This is a genomic window from Phocaeicola barnesiae DSM 18169 = JCM 13652 (assembly GCF_000374585.1).
GTDB classification, from domain to species: domain Bacteria; phylum Bacteroidota; class Bacteroidia; order Bacteroidales; family Bacteroidaceae; genus Phocaeicola; species Phocaeicola barnesiae.
Genome location: NZ_KB894643.1, coordinates 61,943 through 86,593, shown reverse-complemented (window position 1 = coordinate 86,593; position 24,651 = coordinate 61,943). Strand labels below are relative to the sequence as shown.

Here is a 24,651-nt window from a genome sequence, read left to right as displayed (position 1 = left end):
AACCCCGAGAGATAGAGCAGTAGACCCATACAGTCTTTTTTGACACAAAACAACTTTTAATTCAGATTAAATTGATAGCTTTGTTGGATAAACCCCTATTCAGTTATTATGAAAAATAGACATTATCACAAATCATTAATGGTAGGAGCGATATGCGCACTGGCATGCGGCAACCTCTTCGCTCAAGAAACTGAGTTCGATTTATCGTCACAGAGACTGGAAATCCAACAAGTATTGCCTGTTCCCGGAGAGAAGATAGACCACCATGGAATTATTATCAATCCGACTCCTCACGAATTGACCGTCAACGGAAACGGGGTGCTGGATATTACAGACGGAGTGGTCCTGAAGGACAAACAGCATAAGTTTTCGGAGAACCTGGACTTTCTCACATTGGCGAAGAAAGGGGTAAAGCTGACCCTTGACTTTGGAAAGAAAGCCGCACGCAAGCAAGGCATAAAGGAAGTTTCCGGAGCTTATGCCATGCACATTGATAAAGCAGGAATATCCATCGTGGGTTACGATGAACGAGGAGCCTTTTATGGCATCCAGACATTACGCCAGCTTTTGGAAAGTCCCGTTGCTCAGAACGGGGAATTGCCTTATCTGGATATTAACGACTATCCGGACTTGCCCAATCGGGGTGTAGTAGAGGGCTTTTACGGTACACCGTGGTCGCATCAGGTGCGTATGTCGCTGATTGATTTCTATGGGAAATTCAAAATGAATACTTACCTGTACGGTCCCAAAGACGACCCGTATCACAGTTGTCCGAACTGGAGGCTGCCGTATCCCGAAAAAGAGGCTCAAAACATCAGGGAACTGGTGCAGGCCTGCAAACGGAACCGGGTGGATTTTGTATGGGCCATTCATCCGGGACAGGACATCAAATGGAACGAAGAAGACTATCAGAACCTGGTCAACAAATTCAACTGGATGTACGACCTGGGGGTAAGGGATTTCGCCATCTTCTTCGATGATATTTCCGGTGAAGGCACCAATCCGCTGAAACAGACGGAACTCTTGAACCGGCTGACGGATGATTTTGTGAAGGCCAAAGGAGATGTGTCTCCGTTGACTGTCTGTCCTACCGACTATTCCAAGCTTTGGGCAAATCCTACTCCGCAAGGAAGTCTGGCTATTTATGGAAATAGTCTGAATCCGGATATTAAAGTGTTCTGGACTGGAGATGTGGTATGTAGTGACATGACTCCCGAAACCATGGAATGGATAAATTCACGCATCAAAAGACCTGCATATTACTGGTGGAATTATCCGGTAACCGATTATGTCCGTAACTTCATTCTACAGGGGCCTGTATATGGTCTGGATACCTCGCTTACACAAAATGAGGTCTGTGGCGTCATCAGCAATCCCATGGAACACGGTGAGGCATCTAAACTTGCCTTATATGGTGTTGCGGACTATGCATGGAACATCGCCAACTATAACCCTATCGACAACTGGGAAAGAGGATTGGTGGAACTGGCTCCCAAAGCCAAAGATGCTTACCGTACGTTTGCGATACATTCCAGCGATACGGAAAACGGTTACCGTCGCGATGAATCCTGGGAGACCAAGACTTTCCGGATGGCGGATTGGAACGACGATGAGGCCCGGTTGCTCAAAGCTGAATTTGAGAAGGTGGAAAAGGTTCCGGCTGAAATGGAAAAGTCCTGTGAGAATAAGGCCTTGCTACAGGAGCTTCGTCCGTGGCTGATTGAGTTCGGCAAACTGGGTACGAGGGGAAAGCGTGCCATAGAGCTGGCTCAAATCTATCGTGCCGGGAACAATGATGCTGATTTCTGGAGCAAGTATATACAGAACCTGATGAGCAAGGAAGACCGCAAGAATTATGAGGCTCATAAGTCGGGGACGCTGAAATTGCAGCCTTTCTACGAAAACGCAATGGATGACATGGCGCACGGATTCCTGAAAAAGTTACTTGGCACGACACCTAAAGACTATAAAGGAATCGGTTCTTTCGGAAGCTCGGGAACAATCCTTACCAAACTGATGTTCGACAATGATTCGACGACGTTTTATACTTCCGGTATCGGACAAAAGGACGGCGATTGGATTGGAGTGGACTTGAGGGATGTTCGTGATGTAACGGAAGTTTCCATTCTGCAAGGAAGGAACTCTGTGGATGATGTAGACTATTTCGACCATGCGGCTTTGGAATGTTCTGTCGACGGCCGGACATGGGTTCCTCTGATTGGAGAACTGACCAAGCAGTATGTTATCCATTGGCAGGGAGAACCTGTAAAGGCACGTTATGTACGCCTGAAAAGACTTGAATCCGACCGCAAGAACTATGCTTCCGTCCGTACCTTCGATGTCAATCCGGTTCGCATCGATAACTTGGGATTCAAACTGGAGATGGAACAACCGCAACAGGGAGTTTATGCTTTCGATCAGAATCCGGGAACATCCTGCCGAGTGACTCAAAGCCTGTCTTTTGAGGTTCCTCAAGGTGTCAAGGGGTATACGCTTCTGATGGGAGAACTTTCCGCTCCTTTGACGTTCAAACAGTTCGGCAAAAAAGGTGAGCTGGTTTCAGAGACGAGCATTTCTTCCTCCTTCTTTAAAACAGAACTGGCAAACGATGAGGTCAGTAAAGTGACTATTGAAGGAGATGCCGAAATCTTTGAAATTATTGCCCAACCGATGTCCGTCACCGGCGGAAGATGACGAATAGAGGAGCCGCTTCGAGTCCTTCCCGTTGAGTTGATTTTATCCATCCCGCCAGCCTCCTGGAAAATTCAGGAGTTTGGCGGGATTTACAGAAGGGTGTGATACGTAGGAATCAGGAAGCTTCTTCCTGCGTTTCCTTCGCCTTCCGGTATTCTGTAGGAGTCATCTTGTATTCTTCCTTGAAATAGTGGGTGAATATTTTGGGGGAATTGAATCCTACTTTGTAAGCTACTTCGGCTACGGTCATTTGGGTACCTTGCAGGTATTTGACACTTTTCTTCAGCCTTAACAGACGTATGAATTCGCTGGGAGCTTTTCCGGTAATGGACATGAGCTTGTTATACAGGTTGCTCCGGCTCATGCCGACGATGCTGCTGAGCTCTTCCACAGAGAATTGTGGATTTTCGATATTGTCTTCTACCGCTTTGATGGCTTTTTCCATGAAGGATTCGTCCAACGAACTGGAAGTGATGTCACTGGTAGGAATGTCTGCTATTGCAAATTTCCGGTAACATTCTTGCTTCCATTTCAATATCCGGCGCATTCTCAGTTTCAGGATATCCAGGTTGAACGGTTTCTGAATATAATCGTCTGCACCTTCAACGAAGCCTTGTGTAACATGTTCGATGTCGTTTTTGGCCGTCAGCATGATGATAGGGATGTGTGAAATCTTGATGTTGCTTTTCACTGCCCGGCATAATTCGATTCCGTCCATGTTCGGCATCATGACATCCGTAACTATCAGGTCAATGTGTTCCTTCTTCAGAATAGACAATGCGTGCAGGCCGTCGACCGCAGCATAGACCGTATATTCCTTCTTGAGCGAGTCCGTCAGGAAATTCCTTAAATCCTGATAATCTTCTACAACCAGGACTGCTGTCTTTTCCGGACTTTCCGTTTCAGGGAGTTCTTGTGCTTCTTCTGTCAATGGGTTGGCAATGTTTTCATCTTCAGGGCGATCCGTAATCTCTGTTTCCTGCGTAGCGGAAATGATGGGGATGTAGAAGATAAATCGGGTACCGTTCGGCTCGTTGTCTTCCGCATAAATGTCACCGCCATGGGCTTTCAGCAAATCTTTGACGATGTGGAGACCTATTCCGCTGCCATATAATGCCTTGCTGTTGGGTATCTGGAAGAACGGGTCGAAAATCTTCGATTTGTTGGCATCGTCTATCCCTGGTCCGTTGTCTGCAATGCTTGTATAGACCTTATCCTTTTCAGTCCATATTTTGATGGTCACTTTTCCAGGATTTCCGGCATATTTGACCGCATTCGACAACAAGTTCATGAATATCTTATGCATTTTATCCTTGTCGAACATTATCGGGAGGCTGTCAGTCTGTTTTTCGAGTGTTAGTGACAGGTGGTTGGTTTCCGCATAAACCGAAAAGCTCTTGATGATTTCATTGGCGAACTGGACATAATCTCCACAACTTGTTTGGATTTCCGTGTTTTTCTGCATTTCCAGTTTCCTGAAATCCAATATCTGGTTAACCAGGTTCAAAAGTGTCATGGCATTCTTGTAGATGATGTTCAGCATGCCTTTCATTTCATTGTCTTGTTTCAACAGCTCCTCCAACGGGGTGATAATAAGTGACAACGGAGTGCGGAAATCGTGGCTGAGATTGGTGAAAAAGTTGATTCTGATTTCATCGATTTCGTGCTGCTTCTGGGCTTCCAGCTCTATTTCCTTGTATTTCATTCTTCGCTTGTGTTTCTGGTCGTTCAGAAACCATGCGTAAAGAATGATGGCTATGAATATGAGAACATAGAGTGTTATGAACCAGTTGCTTAACCAAATAGGAGGCTCTATGACAATGATGAGTGACGATGGTTGGCTCCATAATCCGTCGGAGTTTGTAGCACGAACTTCCAGGGTATAGGTACCTGTAGCCATGTTGTTGAAAGAAATCTGATTGTCTTTCAACATAGTCCAGTTCTCGTTGGCTTCTTTCAGGCGGAAAGAGAATTGCAGATTGTGCGTTCTGATGTATTCCAGCGTGGAGAATTCCAGACTGAATGTGCTTTGGCTGTTTTTCAGGACAATCTTATCGGTCAGTTCGATATTCTTGTGCAGAATAACGTGTCCGTCGTATAGGGAATCAGCTTCGATGGGCTGATTGAAAACTTTCAATCGGGTAAATATGACCGGCATCGCCCTTCGGCTGCTATGTAGCATATCAGGGTTGGTGCTATAATATCCTCCGTTTCCGCCTATCATGATATTTCCGTTGTGGGCGCGATAGATGGAATTATGTACAAAGTCCGAAGATTGCAGCCCGTCGTTCTTGGAGTAAGGATGGCAGGTGAACTGGTAGCTGTTCCGATGATTATCAGTGGATATCTGGATCTTTGTGATTCCGTCGGTGGTGACTACCCAAATGTTTTGCCGGTTGTCTTCTGTAATGCCTCTTACAAGACTTCCTTTCAGTTTACTGTTGTTGTCATTTATGTAGTAGAGTGTATCAAGTCTGGTGTCAAACACCGTAAGACCTTCTCTTCCACCTATCCAAATGAGTCCTCTGCTGTCTACATAGATGTTGTTCTGGACGGAATCTTTGATAGCTTGTGTATGTTTCTTATTGCTCCGTATGCTGCTTATCTCCTTGGTTCGGGTATCGATAATGTTCATGCCATTACACGTAGCCATATAGACGGATTGTTTCCCATCGAAGTATACAGACATGACATGGGCATTACCCAGTTTGGAATTCTGGGGTAAATAGGTATGGAATTCTGCTTTATCGGGATTATACATGTGCAGGCCGTCATTCAGATTTCCTAACCAGAGGTTACCTTCGCGGTCTTCTGTCATGCTCCAGATGCTATTGTTTATCGGGTTCCGGGGAAAAGTATCCGAAAAAGGGTATTGGTGGAATTTCCCATCCTGATAAAACCCGAATCCGTCCAGGTAAGTTCCTACCCAGATTCTTCCTTTGGAATCACAGTATAGGCATACTATCTTATCGCTGAACGAGTTCCCTTTTTCCTTGCTGAAATGAGTGCTTTCTCCGTTGCGATCTATCCGGTATATGCCTCCTCCATCTGTTCCGTACCACAGGTTGTTGTCTTTATCTTCCGTCAAACAGGAGATGTCGTGCTTGACAGGTTGTACGGTTTTGGTAAACGGTGAGAAATCTTTGTTGTAATAGGATATTCCGTTTCGCATGGTACCTACCCACATGGTATTCTCCTTGTCACAATAGAAACACCATACTTTGTTGCTTCCCAATGAATGTGTGTCGTTGGTTTGCGAAATGTGTCTGTGGGCCTTTTCTTTCTTGTCATAGACGCTGATTCCGTCATATTCCATTCCTATCCAGATCCGGCGGTCGTAATCTTCACAAATGCTGATGACTTTGTTGCTCAACAGGTAGGATATGTGTTGAATGGTTGTGAGTTCCCAGGAGTTTCCGCTTCCTTTGGACAGCAACCAGAGCCCTTGGGTATTTGAACTGTAAATCCAGATATCCAGATCGCTGTCTACGTAGAATTTGTAGTCCAGGTACTTTTCCTTGTCGAACAGTTGGTTCAAGGAAACGTGATAGAAGTTTTTCTTATTGAATGTATCGGTAATGAACAGGTCGTTTTCCGCATCGATATAAAACAAGTAATGCTGTTTGACATACATGAACTTTATATAATCTGGCAGATTTTCTATGGTATAGGTGATGTCATCCTTGAAATTATAGTATTTCATGATGTGTCCGTTGTAGGACCAGAGGTTTTTCTGGTCATCGATGAAGATTTGTTGCGGATACGTGTTGTTATGAAGCTGGTATTTGTCCAATAAAGGCTGGGCATCGATAAACTGGTCTTTTTCTCTGTCGTAAATGAAATAGTGTCCGTATCGGTTTATCCAGATATCACCGTTGTAGTCCATCTGTATCTGCTCGATGGAAGTGGACAGGCTTAAACCGTTTGATGTATTGGGGTATTGTTTGACATTATATCCGTCATACCGGTTGATAGCTGTATTGGTAGAGCACCAAAGGAAACCATTGTTGTCTTTCAGGATACATTTCACTTCATTGTCGGCTAGTCCGTCATGTACGGTCAAGTGTTTGAACATGATATTCTCTTGCGCAGGAACTGCATAAGAGAGTAGAGACAATAAAAGGATAACCAGTGTTCTCATAGTCTTCTCATTGTTAAGAGATGATAATAAACTTAATTCGTACAGCCGCGAAGCGTTGAAAAATTTTTCGTAAAAGTACGTTTTTTTATGGACTTATTTTCCTTTTCCAAGAGAAAAATAGGCTCTGTAGGGGGCTTGAATGTCGAAAAATAGGGTATGAAATGTTGATTGTACATTTCGTGACGTAGTGTAGCACATACCAGTTCCATCTGTTAATTACGTATTCATAATTTTGCACTCGTAAACATTAAATCCTAAAGCCTATGAAGCATGATTGAAGCCAGATTAATATTTGTGCACGCAGATAGAACGTGTGCAAAAGATGTCTTTTTCAAAAAACTTTTGTTTTCCACTTTTAATTTCTGTTTCAGGTAATCAGAATTCATTAATATAATTAATCAAATCTATGAACACAAGTTATAGAAGATCATTGTTCTGTGGGACTTTGTCATTCTGCCTGATAGGTGGAATCCCCCAGATGCAGTCTGTTGCCGCCTCGGAATCTTTGGCGGTGGTACAGCAATCAGAAAAAATATCGGGAGTCGTGAAAGATGCTACCGGGCCGATTATCGGAGCTTCCATTGTAGAAAAAGGAACGACCAACGGTACCATCACCGATCTGGACGGACGTTTTACCCTCGATGTAAAAAAAGGAGCCGTTCTGGTCATCAGTTATGTAGGCTATACTTCTAAGGAAGTGAAAGCTACCAAAGGTGTCATGGACATTACGTTGGAAGAAGACAATCAGGTGTTGAGTGAAGTGGTAGTGACTGCATTGGGTATCAAGAGAGAGCGCAAGGCTTTGGGATACGGTGTTGCCGAAGTGAAGGGTGAAGCGCTGACCAAGGCAAAAGAAACGAATGTCATCAATTCCATGGCAGGGCGCGTTCCGGGTCTGGTAGTCAGCCAGACAGCCAGCGGTCCTTCCGGTTCCACCCGCGTCATTCTTCGTGGTAGTACAGAGATGACCGGAAACAATCAGCCGCTTTACGTGATTGACGGTGTACCTTTGGACAATACAAATTATGGTAGTGCCGGTACGTATGGTGGTTATGATTTGGGTGACGGAATCTCCAGCATCAACCCAGATGACATCGAAAACATCTCTGTCTTGAAAGGTCCTGCGGCATCTGCCTTGTATGGTAGCCGTGCCAGCCACGGTGTCATCCTGATTACCACCAAGAAAGCCGACGGTAAAGAAAAATTCAGTGTGGAATATAACGGTACGCTGACGGTTGATACGCAGTTGTCTAAATGGAACGATATTCAGCAGATTTATGGTATGGGTAGTAACGGTACTTACAGTATCGATGCGGTATCGAACACAAATACCAGTTGGGGACCGAAGGCTGACGGCAGTAACATGCTGAAATATTTTGATGGGGTGGAACGTCCGTATCTGATTATACCGGACAATACGTCGGGCTTTTTCCGTACGGGTCTGACCGCTACCAATACAGCAGTCATCAGTTCAAGTAATGGAAAGACCGGTGTCCGTTTCTCATACACCGATATGCGGAACAAGGATATCGTTCCGAAAACCAACATGAGCCGTAACAATTTCTCATTACGTGCCAATACGTCTTTGGCTAAAGTTGATTTGGATTTCAGTGCGAATTATACCCGTGAAGATGTTAACAACCGTCCGGCGATGGGTGACAGTAAGGCCAACATCGGTAAGAACCTGATGACTCTGGCTACTACTTATGACCAGGAATGGCTGAAGACCTATCAGGATGAGAACGGGGAGTACAGTAACTGGAACGGTATGGACCCGTATAACGTCAATCCTTACTGGGGAGTATATAAGAACAGTAACGTCTCACAGAAAGACCAGTTCCGTCTGAATGGTAAGGCCATTTGGAATATCAATGACCATCTGAAGATTCAGGGTACATTAGGTACTGAAATGAACTGGTTTACTTTCGAAGACTACCAGGCACCGACTACTCCGGGATTTGAAGCCGGTCGTCTGCAGATCAGTTCTTTTGAGAACCGTATGTATAACTTCGAATTGCTGGCCTTGTATAACAATACATGGGGAGATTTTGATTTCAACGCGACTTTGGGAGGCAACCTGTTCAAGGTGGACAATCTGACAACGGTCACTACTGCTCAGGATATGCAGATTCGTGATGTCGTGGCTTTGCTCAGCTTCAATGAAATCAGTGTGGAACAGAATACTTACCGCAAACAGATTAATTCTGTATACGGCGCGGTCAACTTGGGATGGAAACACATGTTGTATTTTGACGCGACTCTACGTGCCGACCAGTCATCCACACTTCCGTTGAACAACAATACTTATGTATATCCTTCTTTCTCGGGTAGCTTTATCTTCTCCGAAATTCTGAACAAGAAGAATATATTGCCTTATGGTAAAATCCGTATGTCGTGGGCACAGGTAGGTAGTGATACGAATCCGTATCAGTTGGGATTGGTATATACCAAATCAAAATATACCTATCCCGGCTATACCATCGGATACATCAACAACAATACAGTACCTAACAAAGACTTGAAACCGACCAGAACCAATTCATTCGAAGTCGGTCTGGAAACAAAGTTCCTGAACAACCGTATCGGTTTGGACTTCACTTACTATTCTCAGGTCAGTCGGGATCAGATTATGGGAATGGCCAGTTCCTGGAGTTCCGGATATAACTATCGTCTGATTAATGCCGGTGAGATTGAAAACAAGGGTATTGAAATCGCTCTTAATACCCGGGTGATACAGACAAAGGACTTCTCTTGGGATTTGAACCTGAACTTCTCGAAAAACCAGAATAAAGTGAAGGAACTGGTGGATGATATGGATATGTTCGAACTTGAGAAAGCTTCATGGCTGGATGTACAGGTGGCTGCCAAGGTGGGCGAGAACTATGGGTCTATCATCGGTCCTGACTTCAAACGCAATGAGAACGGAGATGTACTGATTGACCCGGCTACCGGTTTGCCGATGTACGACAAGAGTGCGCACGTGTTAGGTAATGCTTCCTGGGACTGGACCGGTGGCGTAGTAACGACATTGGCTTACAAGAATCTGTCGCTTTCTGCCGTGTTCGATGTAAAGGTAGGTGCTGACCTTTATTCTATGTCTGCCCGTTCGGCTTATGAATCCGGTAAGAGTCTGGCTACTTTGGAGGGACGTGAAGAATGGTACCGTTCTGAAGAACAGCGTAAAGCTGCCGGTTTGCCTAAAGGCTCTCCGGACTGGACACCGACAGGCGGTTTCGTAGCTCCGGGTGTCATTGATAACGGTGACGGTACTTACCGTGAAAATGATATCTACATCAATCCGGAAGATTATTGGATGAGTGTCTGTAGAAATGCACCTTCCATGTTCATCTATGACAATTCTTATGTGAAATGTCGTGAAATAACCTTGACATACCAGATTCCTAAGAAGATATTCAAAGGTGTCATAGATAACATGACGGTTTCCTTTGTAGCCCGAAACCCGTTCATCCTTTACAAGAACATTCCGAACATTGACCCGGATTCCAACTACAACAATACAACTGGTATGGGATTGGAGTATGGTTCTCTTCCTTCACGCAGAAGTTATGGATTCAATGTTAACATCAAATTCTAATATCAATTATGAAGTACAATAAATCAATTATAGCAATCATGCTTACTGCCTGCACTTCGTTTCTGGGAGCCTGCAGTGACAGTTACCTGGAGGACATGAATACGGACCCTTCCAAAGCAGATGTCATCGACCCGAATGCACAGCTTACTACCGCACAGTTGCAGACCTATGGACGGTTGGATATGGTGGATATCTATAGAAACTACCTTTCTGCATTCAACCAGCAGTTTATGGGTTGCTGGAATACTACTTTCCATGGTGGACGTCATTTTATTGATAACAATATCATGGGATATGGATGGACCTTGGGATATACCGGTGCTGTAGCTAACCTGGTGGATGCCGAATACCGAACCAAGGACGATCCTGCCAAGGTGAATATCAATGCAGCCTTGAATATCTATCGGGTATACATCATGTCTGTCATTACCGACCTGTACGGTGATGTCCCTTATAGCGAGGCCGGCAAAGGTTACTTGGAGAGTCTCTTTACTCCCCGTTATGATGAACAGAAAGATATTTACGATGATTTCTTTAAGGTGCTGGCTGCAGCAGTCGATCAGTTTGACGCTACAAAAGATGAGCTTACCAGTGATGTCATCTATGATGGAGACATTCAGAAGTGGAAGAAATTCGCTAATTCACTCCGTCTGCGTTTTGCCATGAGAATCTCGAATGTAGATCCGGAGAGAGCCCGTCAGGAATTTGAGGCTGCGTTGGCTGCTGACGGTGGAGTTTTTACCAGTTCAGCTGATGATGCGTTGATTCATTACATGGAAATCTCCTATAGCTTCGGTTCTGAATCGTATTCAGACTATCGGGGAAATGCTTATTCCAAAGTCTTGTATGGAAACGACCCGGCTAACAATCCGACTTATCTGTGCTCTACTTTCTTTAACCAGTTGTATGATACCAAGGACCCGCGTACATTCAGAATTGCCCGTTGCTATTATGATGGGCTGATGAGTACCTCCAGTCCCGATAACCGTATTGATCTGACTGAAGAAATGATAGAGAAAGGCATCGAGTTTCAGCCTTGTGTGCCGGGAGCATTTTCTTGGGAACCGTGGCCTACCGGTTATGACAGTGATATCTTGAAGGAAATGGCTGAAACCAATCCTAGTATCGTTTATTCGGTTTCACGTGAAGTTGAGCCTAAATTGGCCACTACTTTCCTGATGAGTGATAATCCCGGAGTTGTCATGACATATTCAGAAGTGATGTTCCTGATGGCTGAAGCTGCTTTGAAAGGGTGGAGCGTAGGTTCGATGTCTGTGGAAGAATATTACAAGACAGGAGTACGGGCTGCCATGACTTTCCTTTCAGATAATTATGATTGTGAAGAAATTACTGATGAAGAATTCGATGAATATTATAGCAATAACCCGATTGGATATACAGATGAGCAGAAAGTTCGTTCTATCAATACACAAGCCTGGATCCTGCATTTCCTGAATCCTGCTGAATGTTGGGCGAACGTGAGACGTTCCGGTTATCCGGTACTGAAGTCTCCGGCTGAATATGGATTCGAACAATATCTGACAGACGGTAAAGATATTCCGGTTCGCTTCTGTTATCCGATTCTGGAATCTTCCTATAACAAGCAAAGTTACGATGAGGCCTTACAAAGAATGGGTGGTCAGGATAGTTGGTATACTCACGTATGGTGGGATTCTGTAAACTAATTTTTAAAAACAATGGGTATGAACAAGATATATTTAAAACTGATGGCTGTACTGATGGTTATGGGTATGGCATGTGTTTCATGTAGCGAGGAGGAACCATTCTCTACAATTACTCCGGATGATTATCCGCAGATTCTGGATCCTGTATTTCCTGATTGGAGTAATGGTGAACCAGCAGTCATTTCACAGATTAGCCGTGATGCAAATTTTAAGATGAAGCTGACAGTAACACCTTCCGATTATACTGAAGTGACTTGGATGATTGATGGTGTAGAAGTACAGAAAGGGGATACTATCAATATTTCCTTGGAAGCCGGGACATATCGTTTGAAAGTGGTGGCTACTACAACTGCAGGTGCTTCTACTTCCAGAGAAGCACAGATTGTGGTCAGTCCGCTTCAAGGTGAGCCTTGGTCGGAAGCTGTAGGGTTGGAACGGATTGTGGCAACAGGGACTACTTCCCGTTTGTATGGGACGAATCTTAGCTTGGTCAAAAGCATTAAAATCGGTGATATGACCGCTGATGTTACTGCATCCGGAAGTTCGGAATTAGGTGATTATATAGAATATGTAGTTCCAACCGATTTGACAGATGGCCAATACCGCATTAGTCTGGTGGATGTGGATGGAAACAGATTCGGCGCAAACCTTTTGACAGTGACAAGTTCTTCGCTTATTACCGGTGGATTTGAACACATCGCTGCAAACAGTGAATGGGTAATGACAGGATTGAATATGGACAAAATCACCAGTCTTGATGTCAATGGTACGGTAGTAACCGATTTCCTTAGAAAGAATGCTACAGAAATAGCGTTTACCTGTCCGGCTATGGCTGATGGAGAATACCTGTTGAAGGGTACTTCCAGCAACGGTCAGGAAGTGAAATTCTATGCTGGTGGTGAACTGGTAACCGAAGTTTCGTTTGCTGTTGTTTCTGAAACGATTCTTTGGGAGGGACACCATTATGTATCGTGGGATTATGAAGATGGCAACCCGAACAAGACATTCAGCTTGATACCGTTGGACGCATTCAACTCCATCATTGCCGGTAGTACCTTGAGTATCTATTATTCTGTGGAACCCGAGGCTGACTATCATCAGATTCGTACTACTACTGTTGCCTGGAATGATTTGCCGGGTACGTCAGTCGTCGAATTCCAGGAAGATGGAATGCTGGAAGTCGTGTTGACGCAAGAAGCACTGGATAAGATTAAGGCCGAAGGAGGATTCTTGTGTGTAGGACATGGTTACTATGTAGATAGAGTATCAGTTAAATAGTTTATATACATTCCGTGGGTATAGTCGGCTTGAATTATATCCACGGATATGTAGTTTATGTACTGCTTTCTTGGAAAAGAAGGTATAAAATCATTTTGTATATGATAAGAAGATTATTTATAATTGTTTCTTTGTTGGTACTTGGGACAGCAAGCTATGCTTCTAACGGAGAATCTTTTGCGATAAGGCGAGGTGTTAATCTGAGCCATTGGTTGTCACAAAGGGTTGAAAACGGTCCAGCCATCAAGGACGGTATGCATGAAATCGATTTCAGAAAGATAGCTCGCGACGGGTTTGACCATGTTCGTCTTCCGATTGATGAGGAAGTGATGTGGAACGAACAGGGACAGAAGAATGAGGAGGCTTTTCATTTTCTTCATCAAGGGATTCGTTGGGCCATGCAGAATGATTTGCGGGTGATTGTAGACCTGCATATCATCAGGTCTCATTATTTCAATGCGGGAAATGAAGGTAAACAGAACCGTTTGTGGAATGATGTCAACGAACAGAATCATTTTTTGGATTTATGGAAAGAGTTGGTGACTGAACTTAAAGTATATCCTACTTCTGCGGTTGCTTACGAAATTATGAATGAGCCTACTGCTCCTGACCACAGTGACTGGAATAAGTTACTGGCCAAAGCTTATCAGGTAATCCGTAGTGTAGAGAAGGACCGGGTTTTGGTTTTGGGCTCTAACATGTGGCAAGGAGTAGGGACATTCCAGTATCTGGAGGTGCCTCAAGGTGATCCGAATATTTTGCTTAGCTGTCATTTTTATGAACCGTTTCTGCTAAGTCACTATAAGGCCGAATGGACTGAATTTGGAAATTATCAGGGGAATGTACATTATCCGGGGTATCTGGTGACCGATGATGAGTTCAATCGTTTATCGGAAACAGACAAGAAACTGGTAGGACGATGGAAGACACCTTGGAATCGCGAAACGTTGGTCTCTTTCTTGATGAAGGCCAAACAGGTGGCTGATGAAAAGGGATTGCACTTGTATTGTGGTGAATTCGGTATGTATGAAAAAGCACCTGTCGCCGATGCGTTGAGATGGTATAAGGATGTCATCAGTGTATTCGATAGCTTGGACATTGCATGGGCTAAATGGGATTACCAAGGCGGGTTCGGTATTTATACAGTCAAGAATCAACCGAAGACGGAACTGATCCAGACCATCCTGTCCGGCAAGAGTAAACCGATTATTGTAGGTGGTGTTCTGGCATACCTGAATGATAATCTTCCGATAGAAGAACGGGTGAAGGATGCTCTAAGTCGGATGACATTGGAAGAAAAGACACGTTTGAGCTATGCTGACGGTCGTTTTAGCACACCGGGGTGTGCGCGGTTGGGAATTCCGGGATTGATGTATTCGGACGGTCCTCATGGCGTACGTGCGGAAATCTGTTGGAACAGTTGGGATTATGCCGGATGGACAAACGACAGTTGTACGGCTTTTCCGGCACTTACGTGTCTGGCTTCTACCTGGAATCCTGTTTTGTCCAAGTCGTATGGAGTTGCCATCGGCGAAGAAGCACTTTTCCGTAACAAGAGTGTACTGTTGGGTCCCGGCGTAAATATTTACCGCACTCCCCTGAACGGACGAAATTTTGAGTATTTGGGTGAAGATCCTTATTTGGCAGCACGTATGTGTGTTCCTTATATTCAAGGAGTACAGGAAAACGGTGTAGCGGCTTGCGTGAAACATTATGCACTGAATAATCAAGAGCTATGGAGAAACCACATCGATGTACAGGTCAGTGACCGGGCGCTGTATGAAATCTATCTCCCGGCTTTCAAGGCTGCTGTCATGGAAGGAAAAACATGGACTATCATGGGAGCCTACAACAAGGTGAGAGGTACACATGCAGCTCATAACAAGTTATTGAACAATGACATCCTAAAAGGTGAGTGGGGATTCGACGGATGTGTAGTGACCGACTGGGGAGCCGCTCATGATACTTATGAAGCTGCCATGTATGGATTGGACCTGGAGCTGGGTACTTATACCAACGGATTGACCTCCAATTCTGATTTGGGTTACAACGATTATTATTTGGGAGATGCTTATCTGCGGATGATCAAAGATGGTAAAATACCGATGGAAGTTGTAGAAGAAAAGGCTGCACGTGTACTTCGGTTGATTTTCAGAACTTCCATGAATCGGAACAAAGGATTTGGAGCCATGGCGAATGAAAACCATGAAGAGACAGCTTATCGGATTGCAACAGAAGGTATTGTATTATTGAAAAATGAGTCTAGGTTTGATAAGAAACCTCTGTTGCCTATTCAGAAGGGAGCGTACAAACGTATCCTTGTCGTAGGTGACAATGCTATACGTAATCTGATGATGGGAGGAGGGTCTTCCGAGCTGAAGCCCAAGAAGGTAATTACCCCATTGGATGCATTGAAGGAGGAATTCGGCGATTGCATTACTTTCTCACAAGGGTACGTCGCAGGTCGGCCGATGTTTGATCGGGCGGATGTCATTCCTCAATCGGTTATCGATTCTCTTTATTCTGCTGCAATCGAAGAGGCCAAACAGGCTGATTTAGTGATTTTCCTGGGTGGATTGAATAAAAACTACCAACAGGATTGTGAAGGAGACGACCGGAAGACTTTCGAACTGCCTTTTGAACAGAACCGGCTCATTAAAGGTATTTTGGATGTCAACCAGAAGATGGTCCTTGTATTGACTAGTGGTAATGCTGTGGATATGCCGTGGATAGAAAAAGTTCCTTCTTTGATTCAGTCTTGGTATTTGGGTTCCATCGGTGGAAAAGCGTTGGCCGATGTATTGATTGGCGAAATTAATCCAAGCGGTAAACTGCCTTTCTCTTATCCGGTAAGATTGGAAGATTGTCCCGCTCATTTTTATGGAGAAATCAGTTATCCTGGAGACAGTATCCGTCAGGAGTATAAGGAAGATATTCTGGTGGGATACCGTTGGTACGATACAAAGAAAATCAAGCCTTTGTTTCCATTCGGTTATGGTTTAAGCTATACCGAATTCCAGTATGGCAAGCCTGTTGTATCAGCTACAGAATTGAAGGCAGGCGAATCTCTTGAAGTGAAAGTAACCGTGAAGAATACGGGCAAGGTAGCCGGTAAGGAAATCGTACAATTGTACATCGGCGATGAAAAATGCAGTGTTTTGCGTCCGGTTAAGGAACTGAAAGACTTTTATAAGGTGGAGCTCCAACCGGGAGAGGAGCAAGAGGTGGCCTTCACTGTAGAACGGGATGATTTGACATTTTTTGATGACGAGCGTCATGAGTGGATAGCAGAACCGGGTCGGTTCAAGATTTATATCGGACGTTCTTCGGAAGATATTGAGGGAACGGCAACGTTCATGTACTGTGATTGATTTTGTATATAGTAAAGAAATAAACGATAAAGACTTATAGTATGAAACAAATAAGAAATGTAGTAGGAGCCTTACTGTTGGGCGCTAATTTTTGTGCTTGTGGTAATGTCGAAAATAAAGTAGCGCCGGCTATTCCTGCTGATCCGGAAATAGAAGCCAATATCCAACAATGGCTGGAACGAATGACTTTGGAAGAGAAAATCGGTCAGATGTGTGAAATCACGATTGATGTCGTAACGGATTTCGGGGCTAGCAAGGAGAAAGGTTTTACCTTGAGTACGGCGATGCTTGATACCGTTATCGGTAAATATAAGGTAGGTTCCCTGTTGAATGTTCCTTTAAGTGTGGCGCAGGAGAAAGAAAAATGGGCAGAGGCCATCAAAATAATTCAGGATGTTTCCATGAAGGAGATTGGAATCCCCTGCATTTATGGAGTAGACCAAATCCATGGAACAACGTATACGTTGGGGGGAACCATGTTTCCCCAAGGTGTCAATATGGGAGCCACTTTCAATCGGGAATTGACACGGAAAGGAGCGGAAGTTTCTGCGTATGAAACCAAGGCCAGTTGTATTCCTTGGACTTACGCGCCGGTTGTTGATTTGGGACGAGACCCGCGTTGGTCGCGTATGTGGGAGAATTATGGAGAGGATTGTTATGTGAATGCTGAAATGGGTAAGGCCGCTGTTTCTGGTTTTCAGGGCAATGATCCGAATCATATCGGAGCATATAATGTAGCTGCCTGTATGAAGCATTATATGGGTTATGGTGTACCTGTATCCGGAAAGGACCGTACTCCTTCTTCCATTTCCCGCAGTGATATGAGGGAAAAGCATTTTGCTCCTTTCCTGGCTGCTGTTCGTAACGGTGCACTTAGTGTAATGGTCAATTCCGGGGTTGACAATGGTTTGCCCTTCCATGCCAACCGGGAGTTTCTGACCGAATGGTTGAAAGAAGACCTTAACTGGGATGGAATGGTAGTAACAGACTGGGCGGACATCAATAATCTGTGTACGCGTGACCATATCGCTGCTACCAAGAAAGAAGCTATCAAAATAGCCATCAATGCCGGTATCGATATGTCCATGGTTCCTTATGAAGTAAGTTTCTGTACGTATCTGAAGGAATTGGTGGAAGAGGGGGAAGTGCCGATGAGCCGTATTGACGATGCGGTAGCTCGTGTCTTGCGCCTGAAGTACCGTCTTGGGTTGTTCGACAATCCGTACTGGGATATCCGGAAATATGATAAGTTCGGTTCCAAAGAGTTTGCCGATATTGCATTGCAGGCTGCAGAGGAGTCGGAAGTCCTGCTTAAAAATGAAGGTGAGGTACTGCCTATTGTAAAAGGTAAACGCATCCTCCTGACCGGTCCGAATGCCAATTCTATGCGGTGTCTGAACGGAGGTTGGTCTTATAGTTGGCAGGGACATTTGGCTGATGAATGTGCGGGTGCATACAACACCATTTATGAATCACTCTGCAACAAATATGGCAAAGAAAACGTTATTTACGAACCGGGAGTAACATACGCATCTTATAAGAACGACAACTGGTGGGAGGAGAATACTCCTGAAATCGGCAAGGCGGTTGCAGCTGCTTCACGTGCCGATGTGATTGTGGCTTGTATCGGTGAAAATTCTTATTGCGAGACTCCGGGTAATCTGACCGATCTGACTCTTTCGGAGAATCAGCGTAATTTGGTCAAAGCATTGGCCAAGACGGGGAAACCGATTGTATTGGTCTTGAACGAAGGGCGTCCGCGACTTATCAATGATATCGAGCCTTTGGCACAAGGAGTTATCAATGTCATGTTGCCGAGCAATTATGGTGGTGACGCCTTGGCTAACCTGATGGCTGGCGATGCTAATTTTAGTGCGAAATTGCCTTTTACTTATCCGAAGTATATCAATGCACTTGCTACTTACGATTATAAACCGTGTGAGAATCTGGGACAAATGGGAGGTAATTACAATTATGATTCAGTCATGGATGTACAGTGGCCGTTCGGTTACGGTTTGAGTTATACTACTTATAAGTACAGTAACCTGAGAGCAAACAAGGCTTTGTTTACCGCTGACGATGAGATTGTAGTGACGGTGGATGTGACCAATACCGGTAAGGTGGCAGGAAAAGAAGCAGTTCTGTTATTTTCCAAAGACCTGGTGGCAAGCAGTACACCGGATAATATCCGTTTGCGTAATTTTGAAAAGATTGCTTTGAATCCGGGTGAAACAAAGACTGTAAAAATGATAATCAACGGTAGTGACCTTGCCTTTGTTGGATATGATGGCAAGTGGCGTCTGGAAGCCGGAGACTTCAAGCTGAAGTGCGGTGACCAGTGGGTTGATTTGAAATGCGCTGAAACAAAAGTTTGGGAAACCCCTAACAAATAAGGAGAAGGAAAAGAACCTGCCGGATGAATCAGATGTATATCGGTTTGTCTGGCAGGGAATCTTTTTTATGTGTTTTCGGTGTGATTATGAATCTATCTCATATCTTTGTATGGTAATTGTATTCGATTCAAATACTTAAATTAAATCTGTTACTTTTGAGTATGAATAAACACCTTTTCCCGCTGCTTTTGATAAGCTGTTTTTGTATATTCCCCCTATATGCCGGAATAGAGAGGTATGCGGATGATATGTTTCCGGATACAGATAATGAAGCCCTTACAGCTGAAAATGCTCGGGTGGCGTCTGATTTTAGAGATACTTCCTTGTCTCCCGAGGAAAGGGCCGAATTATTGTTGAAGGAACTGACGCTTCCGGAAAAGATTTCTTTGATGATGGATGTTTCCAAGCCGGTGGAACGTTTAGGTATCAAACCTTATAACTGGTGGAATGAGGCTCTTCATGGTGTGGCGCGTGCTGGTCTTGCCACTGTTTTTCCTCAGCCCATCGGAATGGCTGCTTCGTTCGATGATTCCCTCGTTTATCAGGTGTTTACTGCCGTTTCTGATGAGGCCCGTGCTAAAAATACCCATTATGTATCGATGGGTAGTCGGGAAAGGTATCAGGGATTGACGATGTGGACTCCTACCGTGAACATTTATCGGGATCCTCGTTGGGGACGTGGTATCGAGACTTATGGTGAAGATCCGTATCTGACCAGCCGGATGGGTGTGCAGGTAGTGAAAGGACTGCAGGGAACGAATGACGGCAAATATGATAAGCTGTATGCGTGTGCCAAACATTTTGCTGTGCACTCCGGACCGGAATGGAACCGGCATTCGTTTGATGTGGAGAATCTGACTCCCCGTGAACTCTATGAAACCTATTTGCCTGCCTTCAAGTCGTTGGTACAAGAGGCCGATGTAAAGGAAGTGATGTGTGCTTATAACCGTTTTGAAGGTGAACCCTGCTGTGGCAATAAGCGTCTGCTTACACAGATTTTGCGGGAGGAATGGGGATTTGACGGCATTGTGTTGAGTGACTGCTGGGCCATCAATGATTTTTTCAGTGAAAACGGACACAAGACTCACAAGGATTCGGCTTCTGCGGCTTCTGCGGCTGTCTTGAGCGGAACTGATCTGGAATGTGGAGCGACTTTCGAATCCTTGACAGAGGCTGCCCGCAAAAATCTGATTGATGAAGAGGCGGTAGACCGTTCCTTGAAACGGCTGTTGAAAGCGCGCTTTGCTTTGGGAGAGATGGATGATCCTGGTGAGGTTTCGTGGACTAAGATTCTGTATTCTGTAGTGGCTTCGCCGGCACACGATTCATTGGCCTTGAAAATGGCGAGAGAATCCATGACACTGTTACTTAACAAGGATGGAATATTGCCGCTGAAACGTGGAGGCTTACAGGTGGCTGTTATGGGACCCAATGCCAAGGACTCGGTGATGATGTGGGGAAACTACAACGGAATGCCTGCCCGGACAGTGACTATTCTGGAGGGAATTCAATCGGCTTTGGGTAAAGGTGACAGACTGATATATGAACAGGGATGTCCGTGGGTAGGAGAGACTTTGTTGGAAAGTGTATTCAGTAAATGTCGCTCTGAAAAGGGGCCTGGGTTTACTGCTCAATATTGGAATAATGTCAATCACGAAGGAGTGGCCGATGTAGAGAATCAGGTGCTTACTCCGTTTAATTTCTGTACGTCAGGAGCAACGGTTTTTGCTCCTGGAGTAAATCTGACAGACTTTTCTGCTACCTACCGTAGCAGTTACATTCCGGAAGTATCCGGTGAAATCGTTTTTGACCTGTATTCGTTCGGTAAAGGCAGGCTGACGGTCAATGGGAAGGAGTTGTTGGCATTCCATAACCACCATGGAGGAAACAGGCAGTCTTGTTCCATGCAGGTAGTGGCCGGAAAGAAATACGATATTACACTGGATTTCGAATATCTACAGAGCGATGCACAGCTTAATTTTGATATGGGATTCAAGCGAAAGGTAGACATAGCCCGGTCTGTGGATGCCGTGAAGGAGGCGGATGTCGTAATTTTTGTCGGTGGTATTTCTCCAAGTCTGGAAGGAGAAGAGATGGGCGTTGACTTGCCTGGCTTCCGGAAAGGAGACCGTTTAAGTATCGAATTGCCGGATGTACAGCGAAAACTACTTGCGGCGTTGCATGATGCCGGGAAGAAAGTGATTCTGGTGAATTGTTCCGGTTCTCCCATTGGACTTGTGCCTGAAACGGTTACCTGTGATGCCATTCTGCAGGCTTGGTATCCCGGACAGCAGGGAGGAACTGCTGTAGCCGATGTATTGTTCGGTGATTATAATCCGGCGGGTCGGCTTCCGGTAACGTTCTATCGGGATGTCAGCCAACTGCCCGATTTTGAAGATTATAGCATGGCGGGGCGGACGTATCGTTTTATGACGGACAAACCACTTTTCCCGTTTGGATATGGTCTGAGTTATACCACTTTCCGGTATGGAACCGTTAAGTTGGATAAGACAACCGTAGCTGATGGAGAAAAGTTACAGGTTACCGTACCTGTTTCGAACGTTGGAAACCGGGATGGAGAAGAAGTTGTTCAGCTTTATCTGCATAAGCAGAACGATGAGCAAGGACCGGTCAAGACGCTTCGTTCCTTCAAGCGGGTATCTATTCCTCAAGGAAAAACGGTCGATGTCCAATTCGAATTGTCAGGCAAGGAATTGGAGTGGTGGGACGACCGGTCGAATACCGTGAAGTTGTCTCCTGGAACTTACAAGTTGGGAGTAGGAGGCAGTTCGGAGGTAGAAATGTATTCGTCATTTACAGTCCTTGAATAGTTTCAGATATTTTTGCTAGAGATTGGTTAGGGTCGGTCAGGTATTTTGTTAAATCCAAAAGCTTTGTGCCGACCCTTTTTTAGTTGAACCGATAAGGTTACAAAAAAAGGAAGTACTGATTATCAGCACTTCCTTCTGGAGCCGAAAGCGGGACTCGAACCCGCGACTTACTCATTACGAATGAGTTACTCTACCAACTGAGTTATTTCGGCAACTCTTTTGAGCATTCCTTTTCAAAAGCGATGCAAATTTACGGCTTTCTTTGAATACACAAAACAAAATCCCTAAAAAAGTGAGAAAAAAATGAAGGAAGGCGGATGGATGAAAAAAAATCGAAACATTGAATCAGAAACTTGTCTTTTCGTTAGATTGTTTTTTCAAAAGTCACTATATTTGCAACCCGAATTGTGATGTGACATAAATTCGTTGGATGAGTAATAGATTGAAAGATTATAAGGAAAAATTCATTGGATATTCGAACGCAGTGTCGGATGGATTTAGTTTCGGGACAAATGGAAATGAAGCTGTCAGTCTGAAGCCGTTTCCCTTTGCTTATTTCTTCTTTTTCATTCAACAGCAGATGGCTTTCACATCGTATTTTTTCTTCCATTGTTTTTCATATCGTTTTTGTTTAGATACTGCGACACCCGGAATTGCTTTTCGGCATATCCGGGCGTTGTTGCATTTATACGGGACAGATAGGTAAGGAAAAATGGAACGGGATAACACGGATACAGATACAAAAAACTTTATAGCTAGATATGGAACCTCTAAAACATGAATGCGGTGTCGCAATGATTCGGTTGCTGAAGCCGTTGGAATATTATCAGGAAAAATATGGTACCTGGATGTACGGGCTGAACAAGCTCTATCTGCTGATGGAAAAGCAGCACAACAGAGGACAGGAAGCCGCGGGGCTGGCGTGTGTGAAGCTGCAGGCCAATCCGGGCGAGGAATACATGTTCCGTGAACGTGGACTCGGTTCGGGTGCCATTACCGAAATATTCAGTACGGTACACAGTTGTTTCAAGGACCTGACACAGGAGCAGCTTCACGATGCCGAATATGCCAAACAGTGTCTGCCGTTTGCCGGCGAACTGTACATGGGGCATTTGCGTTACTCTACTACGGGTAAAAGCGGTATCTCGTATGTGCATCCGTTCCTCCGCCGGAACAACTGGCGGGCCAAGAACCTGGCATTGTGCGGAAATTTCAATCTGACGAATGTCGACGAAATCTTTGCCGATATTACAGCAGACGGTCAGCATCCACGGAAATATGCCGATACTTACATCATGTTGGAACAGGTGGGACACCGTCTGGACAGAGAAGTGGAGCGCCTTTATACCGAATGCAGTGCCGAAGGACTGGTTGGTATGGACATTACGCATGCCATAGAAGACCGGATTGACCTGACTAACGTGCTGAAGACTTCAAGCCCCAAATGGGATGGAGGATATGTCATCTGTGGGTTGACCGGTAGCGGAGAGTGTTTCGCCGTACGCGACCCGTGGGGCATCCGACCGGGATTCTGGTACATGGACGATGAAATCATGGTTTTGGCTTCGGAACGTCCGGTTATCCAGACCGCGCTGAATGTTCCGGCAGACAGCATTCAGGAACTGGAACCGGGACAAGCCATTCTGGTGAACAAGAAAGGGGAGATGCGTCTGGCACAGATCAATGAACCGAAACAGAAGAAGGCCTGTTCGTTCGAACGCATCTATTTCAGCCGGGGTAGCGACATGGACATTTACCAGGAACGCAAGTTGCTGGGAGAGAAACTGGTCGACCCGATTCTGAAGGCTATTGACAACGACGTGGTACATACGGTGTTCTCTTTCATTCCGAATACGGCAGAGGTGGCTTTCTACGGCATGCTGGAAGGTTTTGACAATTATCTGAACCAGCTGAAGATTAAGCGTATCGAAGCATTGGGCCACAAACCGAGCCATAGCGAATTGGAACAGATTCTCTCGCAACGTATCCGGAGTGAGAAGGTGGCTATCAAGGATATCAAGCTCCGTACTTTCATTGCCGAAGGAAATACCCGGAATGACCTGGCTGCCCATGTATATGACATCACTTACGGAAGCTTGATTCCATACGAGGATAACCTGGTCATCATTGATGACAGCATTGTGCGTGGAACTACGTTGAAACAGAGTATCATCAGTATTCTGGACCGTCTGCATCCGAAGAAGATTGTCATCGTGTCTTCCTCTCCGCAAGTGCGTTATCCGGATTATTACGGTATCGATATGGCAAGTATGGAACAGTTCATCGCCTTTAAGGCAGCCGTTGCATTGCTGGTGGATCGGGGCATGGTGGATGTTATCCGCGAAGCCTACCGGAAATCGAAGGAACAGGCAGGACTGCCGAAAGAACAGATGGTGAACTATGTGAAGGAAATCTATGCGCCGTTCACGGACGAAGAGGTTTCCGCCAAGATGGTGGAACTGCTGACACCGGCCGGTACCCAGGCCAAGGTAGAGATTGTCTATCAGACACTGGAAGGCCTGCACGAAGCATGTCCGGCACATGAGGGAGACTGGTACTTCAGCGGCGATTATCCTACTCCGGGGGGTGTGAAACTGGTGAACCAGGCGTTCATCGATTACGTGGAACAGAATTTCAATTTTTAATAGAAACGACAATACATA

The 24,651-nt window shown here is 45.0% G+C and carries 9 protein-coding genes, 1 tRNA gene and 1 pseudogene; 9 read left to right on the top strand and 2 right to left on the bottom strand.

The genetic code is table 11. The features are described 5' to 3' along the window. Positions 1–108: 108 nt before the first annotated feature. Complete coding sequence (locus tag C510_RS0100345; protein ID WP_025892512.1) at positions 109–2,694, top strand: glycoside hydrolase family 84 protein; 2,586 nt, start codon at positions 109–111, stop codon at positions 2,692–2,694. A gap of 115 nt (positions 2,695–2,809) precedes the next feature. Here the strand turns inward: C510_RS0100345 and C510_RS0100340 are convergent, their stop codons facing one another. Beyond that, positions 2,810–6,835 carry a hybrid sensor histidine kinase/response regulator transcription factor gene (locus tag C510_RS0100340; RefSeq protein ID WP_081621805.1) on the bottom strand — a complete coding sequence of 1,342 codons (4,026 nt, stop codon included), beginning with the start codon at positions 6,833–6,835 and terminating at the stop codon, positions 2,810–2,812. A gap of 406 nt (positions 6,836–7,241) precedes the next feature. On the opposite strand from C510_RS0100340, the gene C510_RS0100335 reads away from it, so the two are divergent. From C510_RS0100335 to xyl3A, 7 genes and pseudogenes are all read left to right on the top strand, one after another. Beyond that, positions 7,242–10,430 carry a SusC/RagA family TonB-linked outer membrane protein gene (locus tag C510_RS0100335; RefSeq protein WP_025892510.1) on the top strand — a complete coding sequence of 1,063 codons (3,189 nt, stop codon included), beginning with the start codon at positions 7,242–7,244 and terminating at the stop codon, positions 10,428–10,430. Positions 10,431–10,438: 8 nt separating this feature from the next. Beyond that, on the top strand, positions 10,439–12,115 hold the full coding sequence (locus C510_RS0100330) for a SusD/RagB family nutrient-binding outer membrane lipoprotein (protein ID WP_025892508.1): 1,677 nt from the start codon (positions 10,439–10,441) through the stop codon (positions 12,113–12,115). A gap of 18 nt (positions 12,116–12,133) precedes the next feature. Next, on the top strand, positions 12,134–13,393 hold the full coding sequence (locus C510_RS0100325) for a hypothetical protein (RefSeq protein ID WP_022339049.1): 1,260 nt from the start codon (positions 12,134–12,136) through the stop codon (positions 13,391–13,393). A 101-nt stretch (positions 13,394–13,494) separates the two neighbouring features. Then, a pseudogene (locus C510_RS17680) lies at positions 13,495–14,505 on the top strand (glycoside hydrolase family 5 protein); the annotation flags it as partial. A 57-nt stretch (positions 14,506–14,562) separates the two neighbouring features. Then, entirely contained in the window at positions 14,563–16,764 is a 2,202-nt protein-coding gene (locus C510_RS15905) for a glycoside hydrolase family 3 C-terminal domain-containing protein (RefSeq protein ID WP_034776265.1), read from the top strand. A gap of 41 nt (positions 16,765–16,805) precedes the next feature. Further along, positions 16,806–19,157, top strand: coding sequence for a glycoside hydrolase family 3 N-terminal domain-containing protein (locus C510_RS0100315; RefSeq protein WP_018709340.1), 2,352 nt, complete (start codon positions 16,806–16,808; stop codon positions 19,155–19,157). Positions 19,158–19,405: 248 nt separating this feature from the next. Beyond that, on the top strand, positions 19,406–21,988 hold the full coding sequence (xyl3A, locus tag C510_RS0100310; RefSeq protein ID WP_018709339.1) for a xylan 1,4-beta-xylosidase: 2,583 nt from the start codon (positions 19,406–19,408) through the stop codon (positions 21,986–21,988). 136 nt (positions 21,989–22,124) lie between these two features. Here xyl3A and C510_RS0100305 read toward each other — a convergent pair. Then, positions 22,125–22,200: transfer RNA gene (locus C510_RS0100305), tRNA-Thr, on the bottom strand. A 549-nt stretch (positions 22,201–22,749) separates the two neighbouring features. On the opposite strand from C510_RS0100305, the gene C510_RS0100295 reads away from it, so the two are divergent. After that, positions 22,750–24,633 (top strand): amidophosphoribosyltransferase, encoded by a 1,884-nt coding sequence (locus C510_RS0100295; RefSeq protein ID WP_026320043.1) that lies wholly within the window; start codon positions 22,750–22,752, stop codon positions 24,631–24,633. Positions 24,634–24,651: the final 18 nt, after the last annotated feature.

Coding starts and splice junctions, on each gene's coding strand:
- C510_RS0100345 (WP_025892512.1), top strand. CDS start 109: ATGAAAAATAGACATTATCACAAATCATTAATGGTAGGAGCGATATGC.
- C510_RS0100340 (WP_081621805.1), bottom strand. CDS start 6,835: ATGAGAACACTGGTTATCCTTTTATTGTCTCTACTCTCTTATGCAGTT.
- C510_RS0100335 (WP_025892510.1), top strand. CDS start 7,242: ATGAACACAAGTTATAGAAGATCATTGTTCTGTGGGACTTTGTCATTC.
- C510_RS0100330 (WP_025892508.1), top strand. CDS start 10,439: ATGAAGTACAATAAATCAATTATAGCAATCATGCTTACTGCCTGCACT.
- C510_RS0100325 (WP_022339049.1), top strand. CDS start 12,134: ATGAACAAGATATATTTAAAACTGATGGCTGTACTGATGGTTATGGGT.
- C510_RS0100315 (WP_018709340.1), top strand. CDS start 16,806: ATGAAACAAATAAGAAATGTAGTAGGAGCCTTACTGTTGGGCGCTAAT.
- xyl3A (WP_018709339.1), top strand. CDS start 19,406: ATGTTTCCGGATACAGATAATGAAGCCCTTACAGCTGAAAATGCTCGG.
- C510_RS0100295 (WP_026320043.1), top strand. CDS start 22,750: ATGGAACCTCTAAAACATGAATGCGGTGTCGCAATGATTCGGTTGCTG.